Source organism: Methylobacterium amylolyticum, assembly GCF_030700245.1.
Classification (GTDB): Bacteria; Pseudomonadota; Alphaproteobacteria; order Rhizobiales; family Beijerinckiaceae; genus Methylobacterium.
In genome coordinates this window covers 24,721-43,462 of sequence record NZ_JAUYZI010000016.1, presented here as the reverse complement: position 1 = coordinate 43,462, position 18,742 = coordinate 24,721, and the positions used below count along the sequence as shown (strand labels likewise).

The window sequence follows — 18,742 nt, the reverse complement described above, 5'->3', positions numbered from 1 at the left end:
CGTCAACGCTCGGCTAACCCGGCGCTGACAAGGTCACGGACGGGGCCGCGTTGCGTAACGGCCCCGCGACAGCCCCGCCGTCCGGACGATCCCGGCGGCGGGGCTCGTCGCCACGACGCGTCGACGCGAGGCACCGGCACGGCGCACCGACCGCGGCGCGCCGGCTTGCCGGCCGCCTGAGATCCGTGACACTGAGGCGATGGATTCCCCCGCCCTCGGACCCTGGCTCGGACCGGAGCCCCTGCTCCTCGCCTCCACCAGCCCGACCCGCCGCCTCCTGCTGGAGAGCGCCGCGCTCCCGGTCGAGGCGGTTCCCCCGGACGTGGACGAGCGCGCCGTCGAGGCCGCGAGCGCGGGGCTCGCGCCGCCGGATCTCGCGCTGCGGCTCGCCCGGGCCAAGGCCGAGGCGGTCGCCGCCCGCCATCCCGGCCGGGTCGTCGTCGGGGCCGATCAGGTGCTCGATCTCGACGGCGCGGTGTTCCACAAGCCGGCGGACGCGGCGCAGGCGCGCGCGCAGCTCGCCCGCCTCGCCGGCCGCACCCACGCCCTGCACGCGGCCGTCGCGCTCGTGCGGGGCGGCGATGTCGCGAGCTTCGTCGAGACGGCGCGGCTGACGGTCCGTCCCCTCGATGCGCGGGCGATTTCCGCCTACGTCGCCTGCGCCGGCGAGGATCGGGTGCGGGCCAGCGTCGGCGGCTACCAACTCGAAGGGCCGGGCATCCACCTGTTCGAGCGGGTCGCGGGCGATCACAGCACCGTGCTGGGCCTGCCGTTGCTGCCGCTGCTGGCGCGCCTGCGCGCCGCCGGCCTGTTGCGCTTCTAGCGCATCGTCCTGGATATCGGATCCGGGACGATGCGCGAGCCCTTCGTCTTCGCATCATCGTTTCCGAAAGCCGGTGACCACCTTTCGGGACGATGCTCTAGGGAGGCCGCCTTGGCCGGACACGATCACGCGCACGGCCTCCACGATCACGGGGGGCCGGACCACGAGGAACCCGGGCACGCGGGCCACAGCCATGGCGGGCACAGTCACGGGGGGCACAGTCACGGGGGTCACGGCGGCCACGCCCACGCGCCGAAGGATTTCGGGACGGCCTTCGCGGTCGGAATCGCGCTCAACACCGTCTTCATCGTGATCGAGGCCGCCTACGGCTACGCCAGCAACTCGATGTCGCTGGTGGCGGATGCCGGCCACAACCTCTCGGACGTGCTCGGGCTGGTGGCCGCCTGGGTCGCCTCCGTGCTGGTGAAGCGGGCGGCGACCGCCCGCTTCACCTACGGCTACCGCGGCTCATCGATCCTCGCGGCTTTGTTCAACGCCGTGTTCCTGCTGGTGGCGATGGGGGCGGTGATCTGGGAGGCGATCCTGCGCCTCCTCAACCCGGAGCCGGTGGGGGGCGTCACGGTGATGATCGTGGCCGGCATCGGCATCCTCGTGAACGGCTTCACCGCGTGGCTGTTCGCCAGCGGCGCCAAGGGCGACATCAACATCCGCGGCGCCTACCTGCACATGGCGGCCGACGCCGCGGTCTCGGCGGGCGTCGTGGTCGCGGGCCTCATCATCTGGATGACCGGCCTCGCCTGGATCGACCCGGCGGTCAGCCTCGTGGTCTCGGCCCTCGTCGTCTGGGCGACCTGGGGGCTGCTGCGCGACAGCGTGGCGATGTCCCTCGACGCGGTGCCCCCGGGGATCTCGCCCGAGGCCGTCTCCGCCTACCTGCGGGAGCGGCCCGGGGTGGCGGCGCTTCACGACCTGCACATCTGGTCGATGAGCACCACCAGCGTCGCGCTCACCGCCCATCTCGTGATGGAGGGCGGGCATCCCGGCAACGCCTTCCTCACCGAGACGGCGGAGACCCTGAGCGCCCGGTTCGGCATCGGCCACGCCACGCTCCAGATCGAGGATGCGGACGGCCCCGCCTGCCGGCTGGCGCGGGACTGCGCCGCGTGAGGGCCGCCCGATGATCCGCGCCTTCGTCGCCGGCCACCCGATCGCGCACTCGCGCTCGCCGCTGATCCACGGCCACTGGCTCGCCGAGCACGGGATCGCCGGCTCCTACGAGCGGGTCGACGTGGCGCCCGACGCCTTCCCCGCCTTCGTGCGCGGGCTGGCCGAGGCCGGATTCGCGGGGGGCAACGTCACGATCCCGCACAAGGAGGCGGCTTTCACCCTGGCCGACAGCCTGACGCCGCGGGCGGAGCGGATCGGCGCGGTCAACACCCTGATCGTCGGACCGGACGGACGGATCCTCGGCGACAACACCGACGCGCCGGGCTTCTGCGCCCATCTCGACCAGACGCTCGGTCCGGACTGGCCGGCGCGCGGTCCCGCTCTGGTGCTCGGCGCCGGGGGCGCCGCCCGGGCGATCGTCGTGGGGCTCGCCGAGCGCGGGGTGCCGCGGATCCGGGTCGCCAATCGCACGCCGGCCCGGGCCGAGGCCGTGGCGGCGCTGGCGCCGGGGATCGCCGAGGCGCTGGCGTGGTCGGACCTGCCCACGGCCCTGCGCGGGGCCGGGCTCCTCGTGAACACCACGGCGCTCGGCATGAAGGGGCAGCCGCCCCTCGACATCGACCTCGCGCCGCTGCCGGCGGGCGCGGCGGTGGCCGACATCGTCTACGCGCCGCTGGAGACGCGGCTGCTGGCCGACGCCCGCGCCCGCGGCCTCGCGGCGGTGGACGGCCTCGGGATGCTGCTGCACCAGGCGGTGCCGGGCTTCGCGGCGTGGTTCGGCGTGCGGCCCGCGGTGACCGCGGCGCTCCGTAACAGAATCGTCGCGGACCTCGCGCCGTGACGCGTGAACCGAAGAAGCCGTTCGTCCTCGGCCTCACCGGCTCGATCGGCATGGGCAAGTCGGCCACCGCGGCGATGTTTCGGGCCCGCGGCGTTCCCGTCCACGACGCCGACGCCGCGGTCCACGCCCTCTACGGCCCCGGCGGGGCGGCCGCGGTCGAGATCGGGCGCGCCTTCCCGGGCGTGCTTGACGCGGCCGGCGGCGTGGACCGGCCGTCCTTGCGCGCGGCGGTGCTCGGGTCGCCCGAGCGGATGGCGCGGCTCGAAGGCATCGTCCACCCGCTGGTGCGGGCGGCGAGCCGGGACTTCCTCGACGCGCACGCCGAGGCGCCCCTCGTCGTCCTCGACATCCCGCTCCTCTACGAGACCGGGGGCGAGGGGCGCTGCGACGCGGTCGCCGTGGTGAGCGCGCCGGCCGAGGTTCAGCGCGCCCGGGTGCTCGCCCGGCCGGGCATGACGGAGGAGGCGTTCGCGGCGATCCTCGCCAAGCAGATGCCCGATTCCGAGAAGCGGGCGCGGGCGGACTTCTTGATCGACACCGGCCGGGGCTTCGCCGTCGCCGAGGCGGAGGTCGCGCGGATCATCGCCGCCTTCGCGCGGCCGGACATCGGCGACGCGGGGTGACGCGCCGGGCCGGCGCGGTATGTTGCAACGCACGATTGCTTCCGCCGCGAGGTCAAGGGCGATGACCAGAAAGCCCGGGCGCGCAGGGCCCTTCACGCTGGCCGCGCTGCTGACGGCGCTCGGCGCCGCGCCCGCCCTCGCCCAGTACGCCACCGCGTGCCCGCCGCCCCTGAAGCTCGCGGCCGGCGCCTGCGTCGCCGCCTGCCCGAGCGGCTACGAGGATCGCGGCCGCGAATGCGTGTTCCGCAGCCTGTCGCGCTGATCGGGCACCTCGGACGAGAGACCTGCGACGGAGCGCCGGATGCGCCCGGCCGGCCCCCTCCCGCGCCAGAATGCGCATTCGCCGCAAGGACCTTGACTTCATGCGCGAAATGCGCAGAAAACCACCGTCTAAGGCGCGCAGTGTGCGCAAATTCCGAGAGTAATTGCGCACACTGCGCGGGGAGGCGGTGGCATGCTGATCGGCAACCTCGACCGCACGATACGCACCTTCCTCGGCCGCGCCTGAGATGCGCGCGCGCTGGCTCGTCCTGGCCGACGACCTCACGGGGGCAGCCGACTGCGCTATCGCCTTCGGCCGCCGGGGCCGCGCCGCCGCGGTGACGTGGGGCGAGACCTGGAACACGGCGACCGCGGACCACGACGTCCCGGTCCTGTCCTACGACGCCGACAGCCGCGGCCTCGCGGCGAAGGCGGCGGCCGAGCGCCACGCGGCCTTGCTGGCGCGGCTGCACGGCCCGGACCGGCGCCTGTTCAAGAAGATCGACTCGACGCTGCGCGGCCAGCCCGCCGCCGAGACCGCCGCCCTGATGGCGCATCTGCGGGCTCGAACCGGTGCCGCCTTCGGCGTGTTCGCCCCGGCCTTCCCCGGCACCGGCCGGACCACAGTGGACGGCCGGGTGCTCGTCGGCGGCCACCCCCTGGAAGAGGCGGAAGTCTGGCGGCGCGACCACAGCTACGCCAGCGCCGAACTCGGCGCCGTCCTGGCCGGTGCCGGGATTTCCGCTCACGGTCTGACGCTGCCGACGGTGCGGGGCGACGGCCTCGGATCCGCCCTGGCGGAGATCGCCGCCCGGGGCGGCGTGATCGCCGTCTGCGATGCGCAGACCGACGACGACCTGCGCCGCATCGCCCGGGCGAGCCTCGCTGCGACCGCGTCCGCCTTCTTCGTCGGCAGCGCCGGCCTCGCCCACGCCCTGGCCGAGGCGGAGGCCGAGATCGAGCCGTCTGCCCCGCCTGAGCCGGTCCGGATCGCGCCGGACGGCCGCGGCACGCTGATCGTCGTCGGCTCGCTCGCCGCCGCCTCCCGCGCGGGCGCGAGGAAACTCGCCGCGGGCGGCGACGTCGCGCACCTGACCGTGACGCCCGAAACCCTGCTCGGCGATCCCGCGGGCCGGACGGCGCTGGCGGCGCGGGTGGCGGCGCGGCTCGCCGCCAGTGGCGACGCCCTGGTGGAGATCACGATGCCGGCCGAGCCCGACATGAGCCTCGGCCCCCGCCTCGCCGCGGCGCTCGCCGAGGCGCTGGCCCCCGTCGCCGACGGGATCGGCGCGCTTGCGGCCACCGGCGGCGAGACCGCCGCGGCACTGCTCGCCCGGCTCGGAATCCACGGCATCCGGCTCGCCGACGAGATCGAGCCGGGCGTCTCCCTCGGCCTCACCCTCGGCCGGCTCTCCGTACCGATCGCCACCAAGGCGGGCGCCTTCGGCGACGCCGACAGCCTCACCCGCATCCGCGACCGCCTGCACCGGGCCCGCACCGAAGGAAGCCTGACATGACCCGCCCGACCATCGCGATCACCATGGGCGACCCGGCCGGGATCGGGCCCGAGGTCATCATGAAGGCGCTGGCCCGGCCGGAGGTCCACGCGCTCTGCCAGCCCCTGGTGATCGGCGACGCCGGCCGCCTGCGCAAGGCCGGCCGGATCGTCGGGGCCGAGATGCCGGTCGACGCGCTCACTGAGGCCGGCGCGGCGAACTTCGCCACCGCCGCGATCCAGTGCCTGGACCTCGCCTGCGTGCCCGACGACCTGCCCTTCGGGCAGTTGTCGGCGGTGGCCGGCGAGACCGCCTACCGCTGCATCGAGACCGCGGTGCAGGTGGTGCAGGCGGGGCAAGCCCAGGGCATCTGCACCGCGCCCCTGTCGAAGGAGGCGCTGCACGCCGCCGGGCACAGGTATCCCGGCCACACCGAATTGCTCGCCCACCTCACCGGCACGCCGGAGGTGTCGATGATGCTGGTCTCCCCGAAGCTCCGGGTGATCCACGTCACCACCCATATCGGCCTGATCGACGCCATCGCGCGGATCGAGCCGGGGCTCGTCGAGCGGGTGATCGCCCGCGGCCACGCGGTGCTGGTGAAGGCCGGGATCGCGAACCCGAAGATCGGCGTCTGCGCAATCAACCCGCACGCTGGCGAGGGCGGGCTGTTCGGGCACAACGAGGAGGCCGAGAAGATCACCCCGGCCGTCGAGGCCTGCCGGGCGAAGGGCTGGGACGTGCGCGGGCCGCTGCCGGCCGACACGCTGTTCTATCTCGCGGGCCGCGGCGACTACGACATGGTGGTGGCGATGTACCACGATCAGGGCCACGGCCCGATCAAGGTGCTGGGCCTCGAAGAGGGCGTGAACATCACCGTCGGGCTGCCGGTGATCCGCACCTCGGTCGATCACGGCACCGCCTTCGACATCGCCGGAACAGGGATCGCCGACGAGCGCAGCCTCGTCGAGGCCCTGCGGCAGGCGGTCGGCCTCGCGCCCAAATCGGCCGCCTGAGCCCTCAAGGATCGGGGATCCCGAAGGGACGGGTCCCTTCGGCGGGGCTTTCGGGGCAGAGCCCCGGAGTTCGCAGGGCGCCGCCCTGCGCCCGCGAAAGGGCTCGCCCTTTCGAAACCCCGATCGCCTATACGCGTGGTCGGGGGAGCGAGAACCATGACACTGCGCGGCAGGGAGCGGCGGGCGCGGCTCTTGGAGGCGCTCGGCGCCGGGGAGAGCGACGTCGAGGATCTCGCCCGGCGCTTCGGCGTCTCCGCCTCCACCGTCCGGCGCGACCTCCAGCACCTGTCCGGCGCCAACGCGGTGCGGCGGACCTACGGCGGCGCGATCCTGGCCGGGCCGGCGGCCGAGACCACCCTCGACCAGCGGCTCGCGGTGAACGGCCCCGCGAAGCGGGCGATCGCCCGCGCGGCGCTCGCGCTGGTCGAGGATGGGCAGACGCTGATCCTCGACGCCGGCTCCACGGTGGCGGCCTTCGGGCAGATGCTGCTCGGCCGGCGGCTGCGGATCATCACCAACAACCTCGCGCTGCTGCCCATCCTCGCTCCGGCGCCGGGGATCGAGCTGGTGGTGCTCGGCGGCGCGGTGCGGGCGACGAGCATGGGCACGGTCGGGCCGCTGGCGGTGGAGGCCCTGCGCCGGATGACCGCCGACGCCGTGGTGACCAGCGCCGACGGGGTGGTCGCCGGCCGCGGCCTGTGCGAGGCGAGCCTCGATCAGGTGGCGCTCAAGTCGGCGATGTTCGAGCAGGCCGGGGAGACGGTCGTGCTGGCCGACGCCTCCAAGCTCGGGCGCGCCGGGCAGAGGGCCTGGGCCGCCCTCCCCGCCCGCTGGACCCTGGTGACCGACGCGGGCGCGCCGGAGCCGCAGCGGCGCGCCTTCGCCGAGATGGGCGCCCGGGTGGTGATCGCGCCCCTCTGAGACAGCCGGCTAACGTCTACACGAGCAGCGCCGTCAGCGCGTAGCAGGCGGCGGCGATCCCCGCCGCGGCGGGCATGGTCAGGATCCAGGCGACCACGATGTTGCCGGCCACCCCCCAGCGCACGGCGGAGGTGCGCCGCGCCGCGCCCACCCCGACGATCGCCCCGGTGATGGTGTGGGTGGTCGAGACCGGCACGCCGAGCCACGTGGCCAGGAACAGCGTCATCGCCCCGCCGGTCTCGGCGCAGAAGCCCTGCATCGGCGTGAGGCGGGTGATGCGCGAGCCCATGGTGTGGACGATGCGCCAGCCGCCGAACAGGGTGCCGAGCGCCATCGCCGCCTGGCAGGCCAGCACCACCCAGAGCGGCACGTGGAACCCGCCCTCCAGCATCCCCTGCGAGTAGAGCAGCACGGCGATGATGCCCATCGTCTTCTGCGCGTCGTTGCCGCCGTGGCCGAGCGAGTAGAGCGAGGCGGAGACGAATTGCAGCACCCGGAAGGTGCGGTCGACCGCGAACGGCGTGCGGCGCACGAAGATCCACGAGACCGACAGCACGAGGAGGAGAGCGAGCACGAAGCCCAGGAGCGGCGAGAGCACGATCGCCGCCACCGTCTTGCCCAGCCCCGCCCAGACGACGACGGAGAATCCCGCCTTGGCGAGACCGGCGCCGACGAGCCCGCCGACGAGCGCGTGGGACGAACTCGACGGGATGCCGAGCACCCAGGTCACCACGTTCCAGACGATCGCGCCGATCAGCGCCGCGAAGATCACCCGCGCGTCGACGATCTCGGCGCTGACGATGCCGGTGCCCAGCGTGTCGGCGACGTGCAGCCCGAAGAACAGGAAGGCGATGAAGTTGAAGAACGCCGCCCAGAGCACGGCGTAGCGGGGGCGCAGCACCCGCGTCGACACGATGGTGGCGATGGAGTTGGCCGCGTCGTGCAGGCCGTTGAGGAAGTCGAACAGCAACGCGACGGCGATCAGGCCGACGAGCCAGTGCAGGGCGAGGGCGGTCATCGCTCGCGTCTCCCCTCGGCGCGTGGCCGTCGTGCTAGAAGCGGGCGATGAGTGCCGTCTCCCCCGCCGCCCACGCCCGCACGATCCTGGCCGCGCACGAGCACCGCCGGTCGATCGCGCCCCTGTTCGACTGGGATCCGGGGCTCGACCTGCCGGCCGCCTACCGGGTCGCGGCGGAGGTGCGCCGCCTGCGCGAGGCGCGCGGCGAGCGGCCGGTCGGCCGCAAGATCGGCTTCACCAACACCACGCTCTGGGAGACCTACGGCGTCCGCGCGCCCATCTGGGGCACCGTCTACGACACGACCCTGCACGAAGCCGGCGACGGACCGCTGCCGCTCGCCGCCCTGGTCGAGCCGCGCATCGAGCCGGAGATCGTGTTCGGGCTCGCGGCGGCGCCCGAGCGCGGCGCGGACGCGGAAGCGCTGCTCGGCTGCGTCGCCTGGGCGGCGCTCGGCTTCGAGCTCGTGCAGTCGCTCTACCCGGGCTGGCGCTTCACCGCCCCGGACACGGTGGCCGCTTTCGGCCTGCACGGCGCCCTGGTCGTCGGCGCGCGGGTGCCGATCGACGGGGAGGCCGGCGCCTGGATCCGGGACCTCGCGGACCTCACCGTCACGCTGTCCTGCGACGGCCGGGAGGCCGATCGCGGCATCGCGAAGAACGTCCTCGGCGGCGGGCCGCTCGCGGCGCTGGCCCACCTCGTCGCTGCGCTGGCTAACGATCCGGAGAGCCCGCCGCTGGCGGCGGGCGAGATCGTCACCACCGGCACGCTGACGCGGGTGCTTCCGGTGGCGCCGGGGCAGACGTGGCGCGCCGATCTCTCCGGGTCGAGGCTGCCCGGCCTCGCCCTGACCCTGGCGTGAGGGCGGCATCCTCACACGTTCTCCAGGACGATGCCGTTGATCTCGTTGGCCACGTCCTCGAACCGGTCGACCACCTCCTCCAGGCTCTCGTAGATCTCGCGGCCGATCATGTAGCGCATCGGGTCGCCGTGGCCGTGCGCCTGATAGAGTGCCTTGAGCCCCTGGTCGTGCAGGTCGTCGGAACGCCCCTCGACGCGGGTCACCTCCTCGGTGAGCTGCCCGAGCCGGACCGCGTGGGTGCCGATGGCGTTGAGCAGCGGCACCGCCTCGGCGACGAGCTTGGCGGCCTCCAGGGCCGTGGCGCCCATCTCGCGCATCATCGGGTCGAAGCTGCGGACCTCGTACAGCTCGACGGTCTTCACGGTCCGCTGCATCTGGTCGATGGCGTCGTCCATCGCCTGGATCAGGTCCTTGATGTCGCCGCGGTCGAAGGGGGTGATGAAGCTGCGCCGCACGGCCAGCAGCACCTCGCGGGCGATGCCGTCCGCCTCCTGCTCCCGCTGGACGATGACCCGGCACCAGTGCGGCACCCGCTCGCCGCCTTCGAGCAGGCCCTGCATCGCCTCGGCCCCGGCCACCAGGGCCGCGGCGTGGCGGTCGAACAGCTCGAAGAAGCGGTCCTCCCGCGGCATCAAGGCCCGAAACCAGCCGAGCATCCGCCACCTCCCGTTGTCCAATGTCCGTTATAAGGCGGGCATTGGTACTGTTTAGCCGACGTGGCAAAGATCGCGCATGCCAGATCGCCCCCGGGGACGCCATACCACCTATCTCGTCGCGCTGACGACGGAGCACGGCGACGACGGCGCGCTGGGCCCGGTGGTGTACGCGGTGATGAAGCGCAAGCCCGAGGAGGCGTTGGCCGCCGTGCGGGCCCTGGCGGAGTTGCCCGCGGACGTGCGGATCGTCGGCAGCCTGTCGACGCGCACCGCCAAGGCGCTCAAGCTGAAGCCCGACGAGGTGCGGCCGGTGTGAGTCTGGCGTTGCGTTGAGGGCCAGCGATCCCGCATAGACGGCGCGAGCCGGAGCCTTTCGACCGATGCAGATCGCCACGCCCTACCTGATGTTCCTGGGCGACGTGCCCGACGCACTGGCGGCCAAGACTGCCTACGGGATCAAGGACTGGCGGCCGGAATGGTGCGTCGGCCAGATGCGGCTGCCGGGCTGCAAGGCCGACCTCGGCATCCCCGACCTGACCCTGCCCGAGGCCCTGGCCAAGGGCTGCCGGACCCTGGTGGTCGGCGTCGTCAACGCGGGCGGCGTGCTGCCCGACCACTGGGTGACGGAGATCGTGGCGGCGATCGAGGCCGGGCTCGACGTGGCGAGCGGCCTGCACGTGCGGCTCGGTGCGGTGCCGGCCATCGCCGAGGCCGCCGAGCGCCGCGGCTGCCGGCTGCACGACGTGCGCCACACCAGCGAGACCTTCCCGACCGGCAAGGGCACGAAGCGGGCGGGCCGGCGCCTGCTCACCGTCGGCACCGACTGCTCGGTGGGGAAGAAGTACACGGTGCTGGCGCTGGAGAAGGGCATGCGTGACCGGGGCCTCGACGCGGATTTCCGCGCCACCGGCCAGACCGGCGTGTTCATCTCCGGCCGGGGCGTCGCCATCGACGCGGTGGTGGCCGACTTCATCTCCGGCGCCGTCGAGTCGATCGCGCCGGAGGCCGCACCGAACCACTGGGACCTGATCGAGGGCCAGGGCTCGCTCTACCACCCGTCGTTCGCCGGCGTCAGCCTCGGCCTGCTGCACGGGGCGCAGGCCGACGCGTTCGTGGTCTGCCACGAGCCGACCCGCACGACGATGCGCGGCGTGCAGCACCCGCTGCCGACGATCCGCCAGGTGATCGACCTCACCGTGCAGCTCGGCAGCCTGACCAACCCGGACATCCGGCCGGTCGGCATCGCGGTGAACACCCAGGCGCTGCCCGAGGACGAGGCCCGGGCGCTGCTCGATCAGATCGCGACCGAGCACGGCCTGCCCGCCACCGACCCGGTGCGCTTCGGCGTCGAGGCTCTCGTCGACCGGATCGTCGCCGACTTCCCGGAGGCTTGAGATGGCCCGCGCGCTCACCCTCGCCGTCGAGCGGTTCCCCATCGCCGGCGCCTTCACGATCTCCCGGGGCAGCCGCACCGAGATCGCGGTGGTGGTGGCGCGGATCACGGAGGGCGAGGCCGCCGGGCGCGGCGAGTGCGTGCCCTACCCGCGCTACGGCGAGAGCGTCGAGAGCGTCGCCGCGCTGATCGAGGCGCAGGCCGCGGCGATCGCGGCCGGCATCGGCCGGGCCGAGCTGATGGAGCGGATGCCGGCGGGCGCGGCCCGCAACGCCCTCGACTGCGCCCTGTTCGACCTGGAGGCCAAGCTCCAGGGCCGCCGCGCCCACGACATCGCCGGCCTGCCGGCGCCCGAGCCGGCGACCACCGCCTACACCCTGAGCCTCGGCACCCCCGAAAGCATGGGGGAGGCCGCCCGCGGGGCCGCCGCGCGCCCGCTCTTGAAGGTGAAGCTCGGCGGCGCGGGCGACCCCGAGCGCATCGCCGCGGTGCGGGCCGGGGCTCCCGACGCGCGGCTGATCGTCGACGCCAACGAGGCGTGGCGCCCCGAGACCCTGGAGGCGAATCTCGCCGCCTGCGTCGCGGCCGGCGTCGCGCTGATCGAGCAGCCGCTGCCGGCGGACGCGGACGCCCTGCTCGCGGAGATCCCCCACCCGATCCCGATCTGCGCCGACGAGAGCCTGCACGACCGCGCCGGCCTCGACGCACTGGCCGGACGCTACGACGCGATCAACATCAAGCTCGACAAGACCGGCGGCCTGACCGAGGCGGTCATGCTCGCCCACGCGGCGCGGGCGCGGGGCCTGTCGGTGATGGTCGGCTGCATGCTCGGCACCTCGCTCAGCATGGCGCCCGCCACCCTGCTCGCGCACCACGCCGACTTCGTCGACCTCGACGGGCCGCTGCTGCTCGCCCGCGACCGCGAGCCGCCACTGCGCTACGCGGGCAGCACGATCTACCCGCCGGAGCCGGAGCTGTGGGGCTGACGGAGCGCGCGAGGGCGCTCGGAGCGACGATCGATTCGCGAGGGTAGGCGGGCGCGCGCGCCACGGCGGGTCCGGGCGCCGACCGAACCGCCCGGCACGGCGTCCGGGCGGCGGCGATGCACGCTGTGGCCGAGTCGACACGATCGTAAGGTGTAGAGCCGAGGGCGGGTCTCGCGGCGACCTGCGCGTTACGAGTTTCAAAGCGGGCGCCGCTGTCGCCCGCATCATAGACGCCGCCATCCGCGACGCTACAACACTCCCGCACAAGGGCTTTCCCGGCCGGGACAGGGCGTGCGTACCAGGAGTCGCGACCGGATGCCGGTCGGTTCCGGGGCCGCGCACCCGGTCTCCGGGTGCCTGCCGCGCGGTGAACGAAGGTGGCACGTTGAGGAAGCTCGTCTCCGGTGTTCTCGACAGCGCTCGACGCCGGATGCGCGAACCTCCCGCGAAGACCGCCTCTCCGTCCATCGATGGGTCGCATCGGATGGGGTTCGGGCGGGATGCTGACAGAACGGGTCCGATCACCGGTCCATCCGCGACGGCGATCCGCCTGCCCCGAGCCGCGGCACGGCGGTGCGGGGCCCGAACGTTTCGCGTCCCCGTCATGACCGCCTGACCCGTCCGCCGCCGCGCGGCCACGCGGCGCGCGGCGACCCATCGAGATCCGTCCGCCCGGTCACGGCGCAGCCTCGCGCCGCAGACCCCTCCCAGGAAGGCAACACAGATGAACGCACCGTTCCGCGACCTCGACCCGGTCGAAACTCAGGAATGGCTGGATTCCCTCGACGGCGTGCTCGAAATCGAGGGGCCGGAGCGGGCGCACTTCCTGATCGAGCAGGTGGTCGAGGGCGCCCGCAAGCGCGGCGCGCCGGTGCCCTACTCCGCCAACACCGCCTACCTGAACACGATTCCGGTCGACAAGCAGGATCCGCACCCGGGCGACCGGGCGATCGAGCACCGGATCCGCTCGGCGATCCGCTGGAACGCCATCGCCATCATCCTGCGCGCCAACAAGGAATCGTCCGAGCTCGGCGGCCACATCGCCAGCTTCCAGTCGTCGGCGACCCTGTACGACACCGGGTTCATGCATTTCTGGAAGGGCGATAGCGAAGGCCGCGGCGGCGACCTGATCTACGTCCAGGGTCACTCGGCGCCCGGCGTCTACGCCCGCGCCTTCCTCGAAGGCCGGCTGACCGAGGAGCAGCTCCTCAACTTCCGCCAGGAGGTCGACGGCAAGGGCCTGTCTTCCTACCCCCATCCCTGGCTGATGCCGGATTTCTGGCAGTTCCCCACCGTCTCGATGGGCCTCGGGCCGCTGATGGCGATCTATCAGGCCCGCTACCTGCGCTACCTGCACCACCGCGGCCACGCCAACACCGACGGCCGCAAGGTCTGGGCGTTCATGGGCGACGGCGAGATGGACGAGCCGGAGAGCCTCGGCGCCATCTCGATGGCCGCGCGCGAGAAGCTCGACAACCTCGTCTTCGTCATCAACTGCAACCTCCAGCGGCTCGACGGGCCGGTGCGCGGCAACGGCAAGATCGTCCAGGAGTTGGAGGCCGATTTCCGCGGCGCCGGCTGGAACGTCATCAAGTGCCTGTGGGGTTCGGGCTGGGACGAGCTGCTCCAGCGCGACACCACCGGCACGCTGGTGCGGCTGATGGAGGAGTGCGTCGACGGCGAGTACCAGGACTTCAAGTCCAAGAACGGCGCCTACATCCGCGAGCACTTCTTCGGGAGGTACCCGGAGACCGCGGCGCTGGTGAAGGACTGGTCGGACGAGGACATCTTCCGCCTGACCCGCGGCGGCCACGATCCGGCGAAGGTGTTCGCGGCCTACTCGGCCGCCGTGAAGCACAAGGGCCAGCCGACGCTGATCCTCGCCAAGACCGTGAAGGGTTACGGCATGGGCGAGGCGGGTGAGGCGCAGAACATCACCCACCAGCAGAAGAAGATGGGCGAGGCGGTGCTCAAGCAGTTCCGCGACCGCTTCGGGATCGAGCTGTCGGACGAGCAGATCAAGGAGATCCCGTTCATCCGCTTCGCCGAGGGCAGCCCGGAGATGCGCTACCTCCAGGCCCGGCGGCAGGCGCTCGGCGGCCCGCTGCCGGCCCGGCGGCGCACGTCGAAGTCCCTGGAGATCCCGGCGCTCTCGGCCTTCGGCGCGCAGTTGAAGGAGACCGCCGGCCGCGAGATCTCCACGACGATGGCCTTCGTGCGCATCCTCAACACGCTTCTGCGCGACAAGAACATCGGCAACCGCATCGTGCCGATCGTGCCCGACGAGAGCCGGACCTTCGGCATGGAGGGCATGTTCCGCCAGTTCGGCATCTTCAGCCAGGTCGGCCAGCTCTACCGGCCGGAGGATGCCAACCAGCTCATGTACTACAAGGAGGACGAGAAGGGTCAGATGCTCCAGGAGGGCATCAACGAGCCCGGCGCCATGTCCTCGTGGATCGCGGCGGCGACCTCGTACTCGCACTCCGACGCGCCGACGATCCCGTTCTACATCTACTACTCGATGTTCGGCTTCCAGCGGGTCGGCGACCTCGCCTGGGCGGCGGGCGACATGCGCGCCCGCGGCTTCCTCATCGGCGGCACCGCCGGGCGCACGACGCTGAACGGCGAGGGCCTCCAGCACGAGGACGGGCACAGCCACCTGTTCTCGGCGACCATCCCGAACTGCGTCTCCTACGACCCGACCTTCTCGTACGAAGTCGCGGTGATCGTGCAGGACGGCCTGCGCCGGATGTATGCCGAGCAGGAGGACGTCTACTACTACATCACCGTGATGAACGAGAACTACGAGCACCCCGGCATGCCGGACGGTGCCGAGGAAGGCATCCTCAAGGGGATGTATCTGTTCCGCGAGGGCAAAGGGAAGGCGGGCGCGCCGCGGGTGCAGCTCATGGGCAGCGGCGTCATCCTGCGCGAGGCGATCGCCGCGGCCGATCTCCTGGAACAGGATTTCGGCGTGGTCTCGGACATCTGGAGCTGCCCAAGCTTCACTGAACTGCGCCGCGAGGCGATGGCCTGCGAGCGCTGGAACCTGCTCCACCCGGAGGAGGCGCCGCGCAAGTCCTACGTCGAGACCTGCCTCACGGGCCGGTCCGGGCCGGTGATCGCCACCACCGACTACATGCGGCTGTTCGCCGACCAGATCCGCGCCTGGGTGCCCGGCCGCTACCGGGTGCTCGGCACGGATGGCTTCGGCCGCTCCGACTACCGCAAGCGGCTGCGCGACTTCTTCGAGGTCAACCGCTACTGGACCGCGGTCGCCGCGCTCCAGTGCCTGGCCGAGGAGGGCGCGGTGCCGAAGGCGAAGGTCACCGAGGCCATCGCCAAGTATGGCCTCGACACGTCCAAGCCCGCCCCCTGGACGGTCTAGGGCATCCCGATCTCCGGCCGCCGCCCCGCTGGCGCGGGGGCGGCCGCGCGCCATCACGACGGACAATTCGGACGGATCCAGGCCCCGCAGAGGCCGATGCTTTGGGAGGATGAGCAGTGGGTATTGAGGTCAAGATTCCCGACATCGGCGATTTCACGGACATCCCGATCATCGAGATCTTCGTGAAGGAAGGCGACACGATCGGGCCGGACGACCCGCTGGTCTCGCTCGAATCCGACAAGGCGACGATGGACGTGCCCTCGCCGCAGGCGGGCGTCGTCGAGAAGATCCTCGTGAAGATCGGCGACAAGGTCAGCGAGGGCTCGCCCGTCCTGCTGCTCGCCGGCGAGGGCGCGGGCGAGGCCCCGAGCACGCCCGCCGCGGCCGACACCGCCGCGCTCGTCGAGAAGCAGGAGCCGGCGCCGACCGCCTCCGCACCCCCGGCCGCGGCCGCCCCGGCGCCGCGCGCCGCCTCGAACATCCCGGACTTCTCGAACGTCCACGCGAGCCCGGCGGTGCGCCGCATCGCCCGCGAGCTCGGCGTCGACCTGACCGGCGTCAAGGGCACCGGCGACAAGGGCCGGATCACCAAGGAGGACGTGCGCGGCCACCTCACCCGCTCGGCCGCCCCGGCCGCGGCGGCGGGCGGCGCGGTGATGGCGTCCGGCGGCATGGGCATCCCCGAGATCCCGGCGGTCGACTTCTCGAAGTTCGGCCCGATCGAGCATCGGCCGCTCCCGCGGATCAAGAAGATCTCGGGGCCGCACCTGCACCGGGCGTGGCTCAACGTGCCGCTCGTCACCCACACAGACGAGTCGGACATCACCGACACCGACGCCTACCGCAAGGAACTCGACACGGCGGGCAAGGAGAAGGGCTACCGCGTCACCCTGCTCGCCTTCCTGATCAAGGCTTCCGTCTCGGCCCTGCGGGCGCACCCGGAGTTCAACGCATCCTTGAGTCCCGAGAAGGACGCGCTGATCCTCAAGAAGTTCTACAATATCGGCGTGGCGGTCGACACGCCGGACGGGCTCGTGGTGCCGGTGGTCAAGGACGCCGACCGGAAGGGCATCGTCGAGATCAGCCAGGAACTCGGCGCGATCTCGAAGAAGGCCCGCGACGGCAAGCTCGGCGGCGGCGACATGCAGGGGGCGACCTTCACGATCTCCTCGCTCGGCGGCATCGGCGGCAGCCACTTCACGCCGCTGGTCAACGCGCCGGAGGTGGCGATCCTCGGCGTCGTGCGCTCGAAGATGGCGCCGGTCTGGGACGGCAAGGAGTTCAAGCCCCGCCTGATGCTCCCGCTCTGCGTCTCCTACGACCACCGCGTGATCGACGGGGCGCTCGCCGCGCGCTTCACCCGCCACCTCGCCCACACCCTGGAGGACGTCCGCCGGCTCGTCGTCTGACGGCCGGCCCCGACGACGATCCCCGACGCGAATGGAGAGGGTGAGCGCATGAGCAACGAGGTCAAGCTTCCCGACATCGGCGATTTCAAGGACGTGCCGGTCATCGAGGTGAGCGTCAGCGCGGGCGACCAGATCTCGGTCGACGACGTGCTGATCGTGCTGGAATCCGACAAGGCGACCATGGACATCCCGTCCCCGGTCGCGGGCACGGTCGCCGAGGTGAAGGTCAAGGTCGGCGACACGGTCACGCAGGGCGACCTGCTGCTGGTGATGGCCGACACGGCCGACGCGGGAGCCCCGAAGCCCTCGACCACCGACAAGGCGAGCAAGAGCGTCCAGGCCGCGCCGGGCCTCAGCACCGGCCCGCACGCGGTCGGCGAGGGTCAGGCGGGCTACGGCTCCTCCGCCGCGGGCGCCACCATGGACGGCTCGTCCACGAAGGCCGCGCCGCAGGCCGCCGCCCCGGTCTCCGGCGAGGATCTGCGCGCCGAGGTGCTGGTGCTCGGCGCCGGGCCCGGCGGCTACACCGCCGCCTTCCGCGCCGCCGACCTCGGCAAGAAGGTGGTGCTGGTCGAGCGCTGGCCGCAGCTCGGCGGGGTGTGCCTCAACGTCGGCTGCATCCCGTCCAAGGCCCTGCTGCACGCGGCCAAGGTGATCGACGAGAGCCACGCCATGGCCGCCCACGGCATCAGCTTCGCGGCGCCGCAGGTCGACATCGACAAGCTCCGCGGCTGGAAGGACGGCGTGGTCAAGCGCCTCACCGGCGGCCTCGGAGGGTTGGCCAAGCAGCGCAAGGTCACGATCGTGACGGGGGTGGCGAGCTTCGTCAGCCCGCATCAGGTCGCGGTCGAGCACGAGGGCAAGCGGCAGGTGATCGGCTTCGACCACGCGATCATCGCGGCCGGCTCCGAGCCGATCCAGATGCCGTTCATCCCCCACGACGACAGCAGAGTGATCGACTCGACCGGCGCGCTCGAACTCGACGGGATCCCCAAGCGGATGCTGGTGATCGGCGGCGGCATCATCGGTCTGGAGATGGCGACCGTCTACCACGCGCTCGGCGCCAAGGTGACGATCGTCGAGCTGATGGACCAGATCATCCCCGGCGCCGACAAGGATATCGTCACGCCGCTGATGAAGCGCATCCAGAAGCAGTACGAGGCGATCCACCTCAAGACTAAGGTTACGAACGTCGAGGCGACGCCCGAGGGCCTGAAGGTGACTTTCGAGGGCGGCTCGGCGCCGCCGACCGACACCTTCGACAAGATCCTCGTCTCGGTCGGGCGGCGGCCGAACGGCAAGCTGGTCGGCGCGGACAAGGCCGGCGTGATCGTCGACGAGCGCGGCTACGTGCCCGTCGACAAGCAGATGCGCACCAACGTGCCGCACATCTTCGCCATCGGCGACGTGGTCGGCCAGCCGATGCTCGCCCACAAGGCGGTGCACGAGGGCAAGGTCGCGGCCGAGACCGCGTCCGGCCAGAACAGCTTCTTCGACGCGAAGGTGATCCCGTCGGTCGCCTACACCGACCCGGAGGTGGCCTGGGTCGGCATGACCGAGAACGAGGCCAAGGGCAAAGGCATCAAGGTCGGCAAGGGCGTCTTCCCCTGGGCCGCCTCGGGGCGCTCCCTGTCGCTCGGGCGCGACGAGGGCCTGACCAAGGTGCTGTTCGACGAGGCGACCGACCGGATCGTCGGCTGCGGCATCGTCGGGCCGTCCGCGGGCGACCTGATCGCCGAGGCCGCGCTCGCCATCGAGATGGGGGCGGACGCGGCCGATATCGGGCTCACCATCCACCCGCACCCGACCCTGTCGGAGACGGTGGGCATGGCGGCCGAAGCGTTCGAGGGCACGATCACCGACCTGTACATGCCCAAGAAGAAGGCCCACGCCTGAAAGCGGCCGGCGGCGTATGCCGCCGGC

At 72.3% G+C, this 18,742-nt stretch carries 17 protein-coding genes; 15 read left to right on the top strand and 2 right to left on the bottom strand.

The features are described 5' to 3' along the window. Positions 1 to 199: 199 nt before the first annotated feature. The 8 genes from Q8W71_RS13300 to Q8W71_RS13265 all read left to right on the top strand — a co-directional run bounded on the left by Q8W71_RS13300 (position 200) and on the right by Q8W71_RS13265 (position 7,109). Positions 200 to 823, top strand: coding sequence for a Maf family protein (locus Q8W71_RS13300; protein ID WP_305525858.1), 624 nt, complete (start codon positions 200 to 202; stop codon positions 821 to 823). A 111-nt stretch (positions 824 to 934) separates the two neighbouring features. After that, positions 935 to 1,951, top strand: a complete 1,017-nt coding sequence (locus Q8W71_RS13295; RefSeq protein WP_305525857.1) for a cation diffusion facilitator family transporter — start codon at positions 935 to 937, stop codon at positions 1,949 to 1,951. Positions 1,952 to 1,961: 10 nt separating this feature from the next. Beyond that, positions 1,962 to 2,792 carry a shikimate dehydrogenase gene (locus Q8W71_RS13290; protein ID WP_305525856.1) on the top strand — a complete coding sequence of 277 codons (831 nt, stop codon included), beginning with the start codon at positions 1,962 to 1,964 and terminating at the stop codon, positions 2,790 to 2,792. Next, positions 2,789 to 3,415, top strand: coding sequence for a dephospho-CoA kinase (gene coaE, locus Q8W71_RS13285; RefSeq protein ID WP_305525855.1), 627 nt, complete (start codon positions 2,789 to 2,791; stop codon positions 3,413 to 3,415). The genes Q8W71_RS13290 and coaE overlap by 4 nt, the downstream gene beginning before the upstream one ends. Positions 3,416 to 3,476: 61 nt before the next feature. Next, positions 3,477 to 3,677, top strand: a complete 201-nt coding sequence (locus tag Q8W71_RS13280) for a hypothetical protein (RefSeq protein ID WP_305525854.1) — start codon at positions 3,477 to 3,479, stop codon at positions 3,675 to 3,677. Positions 3,678 to 3,924: 247 nt separating this feature from the next. After that, entirely contained in the window at positions 3,925 to 5,193 is a 1,269-nt protein-coding gene (locus tag Q8W71_RS13275) for a four-carbon acid sugar kinase family protein (RefSeq protein WP_305525853.1), read from the top strand. Next, positions 5,190 to 6,188: a 4-hydroxythreonine-4-phosphate dehydrogenase PdxA gene (gene pdxA, locus Q8W71_RS13270; RefSeq protein WP_305525852.1), complete on the top strand. Its 999-nt coding sequence runs from the start codon at positions 5,190 to 5,192 to the stop codon at positions 6,186 to 6,188. Before Q8W71_RS13275 ends, pdxA begins: the two co-directional genes overlap by 4 nt. 156 nt (positions 6,189 to 6,344) lie before the next feature. After that, positions 6,345 to 7,109 (top strand): DeoR/GlpR family DNA-binding transcription regulator, encoded by a 765-nt coding sequence (locus Q8W71_RS13265; RefSeq protein ID WP_305525851.1) that lies wholly within the window; start codon positions 6,345 to 6,347, stop codon positions 7,107 to 7,109. A 16-nt stretch (positions 7,110 to 7,125) separates the two neighbouring features. On the opposite strand, the gene Q8W71_RS13260 is transcribed toward Q8W71_RS13265, so the two are convergent. After that, a complete protein-coding gene (locus tag Q8W71_RS13260) occupies positions 7,126 to 8,127 on the bottom strand; it encodes an inorganic phosphate transporter (protein WP_305525850.1) in 1,002 nt (333 codons plus the stop codon). Positions 8,128 to 8,174: 47 nt separating this feature from the next. Here Q8W71_RS13260 and Q8W71_RS13255 point away from each other — a divergent pair, with 47 nt between their 5' ends. Then, positions 8,175 to 8,987 carry a 2-keto-4-pentenoate hydratase gene (locus Q8W71_RS13255; protein ID WP_305525849.1) on the top strand — a complete coding sequence of 271 codons (813 nt, stop codon included), beginning with the start codon at positions 8,175 to 8,177 and terminating at the stop codon, positions 8,985 to 8,987. A gap of 11 nt (positions 8,988 to 8,998) precedes the next feature. Here the strand turns inward: Q8W71_RS13255 and Q8W71_RS13250 are convergent, their stop codons facing one another. Beyond that, a complete protein-coding gene (locus tag Q8W71_RS13250; RefSeq protein ID WP_305525848.1) occupies positions 8,999 to 9,643 on the bottom strand; it encodes a DUF47 domain-containing protein in 645 nt (214 codons plus the stop codon). Positions 9,644 to 9,719: 76 nt separating this feature from the next. On the opposite strand from Q8W71_RS13250, the gene Q8W71_RS13245 reads away from it, so the two are divergent. The 6 genes from Q8W71_RS13245 to lpdA all read left to right on the top strand — a co-directional run bounded on the left by Q8W71_RS13245 (position 9,720) and on the right by lpdA (position 18,715). Next, positions 9,720 to 9,959 carry a hypothetical protein gene (locus Q8W71_RS13245; protein ID WP_305525847.1) on the top strand — a complete coding sequence of 80 codons (240 nt, stop codon included), beginning with the start codon at positions 9,720 to 9,722 and terminating at the stop codon, positions 9,957 to 9,959. Positions 9,960 to 10,023: 64 nt separating this feature from the next. Beyond that, complete coding sequence (dgcN, locus tag Q8W71_RS13240) at positions 10,024 to 11,037, top strand: N-acetyltransferase DgcN (protein WP_305525846.1); 1,014 nt, start codon at positions 10,024 to 10,026, stop codon at positions 11,035 to 11,037. Between the two features lies 1 nt (position 11,038). Next, the gene (gene dgcA, locus Q8W71_RS13235) at positions 11,039 to 12,022 is read left to right on the top strand and encodes an N-acetyl-D-Glu racemase DgcA (RefSeq protein ID WP_305525845.1); all 984 of its coding nucleotides are present in this window, start codon (positions 11,039 to 11,041) and stop codon (positions 12,020 to 12,022) included. A 724-nt stretch (positions 12,023 to 12,746) separates the two neighbouring features. Next, a complete protein-coding gene (gene aceE, locus Q8W71_RS13230) occupies positions 12,747 to 15,410 on the top strand; it encodes a pyruvate dehydrogenase (acetyl-transferring), homodimeric type (RefSeq protein ID WP_305525844.1) in 2,664 nt (887 codons plus the stop codon). A 116-nt stretch (positions 15,411 to 15,526) separates the two neighbouring features. Next, entirely contained in the window at positions 15,527 to 16,819 is a 1,293-nt protein-coding gene (gene aceF, locus Q8W71_RS13225; protein ID WP_305525843.1) for a dihydrolipoyllysine-residue acetyltransferase, read from the top strand. Positions 16,820 to 16,867: 48 nt separating this feature from the next. Then, positions 16,868 to 18,715, top strand: coding sequence for a dihydrolipoyl dehydrogenase (gene lpdA / locus Q8W71_RS13220; RefSeq protein WP_305525842.1), 1,848 nt, complete (start codon positions 16,868 to 16,870; stop codon positions 18,713 to 18,715). Positions 18,716 to 18,742: the final 27 nt, after the last annotated feature.

Excerpts from the sequence above, each read along its gene's own strand:
- Q8W71_RS13245 (WP_305525847.1), top strand. The coding sequence starts at position 9,720 with ATGCCAGATCGCCCCCGGGGACGCCATACCACCTATCTCGTCGCGCTG.
- dgcN (WP_305525846.1), top strand. The coding sequence starts at position 10,024 with ATGCAGATCGCCACGCCCTACCTGATGTTCCTGGGCGACGTGCCCGAC.
- Q8W71_RS13265 (WP_305525851.1), top strand. The coding sequence starts at position 6,345 with ATGACACTGCGCGGCAGGGAGCGGCGGGCGCGGCTCTTGGAGGCGCTC.
- dgcA (WP_305525845.1), top strand. The coding sequence starts at position 11,039 with ATGGCCCGCGCGCTCACCCTCGCCGTCGAGCGGTTCCCCATCGCCGGC.
- pdxA (WP_305525852.1), top strand. The coding sequence starts at position 5,190 with ATGACCCGCCCGACCATCGCGATCACCATGGGCGACCCGGCCGGGATC.
- Q8W71_RS13300 (WP_305525858.1), top strand. The coding sequence starts at position 200 with ATGGATTCCCCCGCCCTCGGACCCTGGCTCGGACCGGAGCCCCTGCTC.
- Q8W71_RS13290 (WP_305525856.1), top strand. The coding sequence starts at position 1,962 with ATGATCCGCGCCTTCGTCGCCGGCCACCCGATCGCGCACTCGCGCTCG.
- lpdA (WP_305525842.1), top strand. The coding sequence starts at position 16,868 with ATGAGCAACGAGGTCAAGCTTCCCGACATCGGCGATTTCAAGGACGTG.
- Q8W71_RS13280 (WP_305525854.1), top strand. The coding sequence starts at position 3,477 with ATGACCAGAAAGCCCGGGCGCGCAGGGCCCTTCACGCTGGCCGCGCTG.
- Q8W71_RS13260 (WP_305525850.1), bottom strand. The coding sequence starts at position 8,127 with ATGACCGCCCTCGCCCTGCACTGGCTCGTCGGCCTGATCGCCGTCGCG.
- Q8W71_RS13250 (WP_305525848.1), bottom strand. The coding sequence starts at position 9,643 with ATGCTCGGCTGGTTTCGGGCCTTGATGCCGCGGGAGGACCGCTTCTTC.
- Q8W71_RS13255 (WP_305525849.1), top strand. The coding sequence starts at position 8,175 with ATGAGTGCCGTCTCCCCCGCCGCCCACGCCCGCACGATCCTGGCCGCG.
- Q8W71_RS13275 (WP_305525853.1), top strand. The coding sequence starts at position 3,925 with ATGCGCGCGCGCTGGCTCGTCCTGGCCGACGACCTCACGGGGGCAGCC.
- aceE (WP_305525844.1), top strand. The coding sequence starts at position 12,747 with ATGAACGCACCGTTCCGCGACCTCGACCCGGTCGAAACTCAGGAATGG.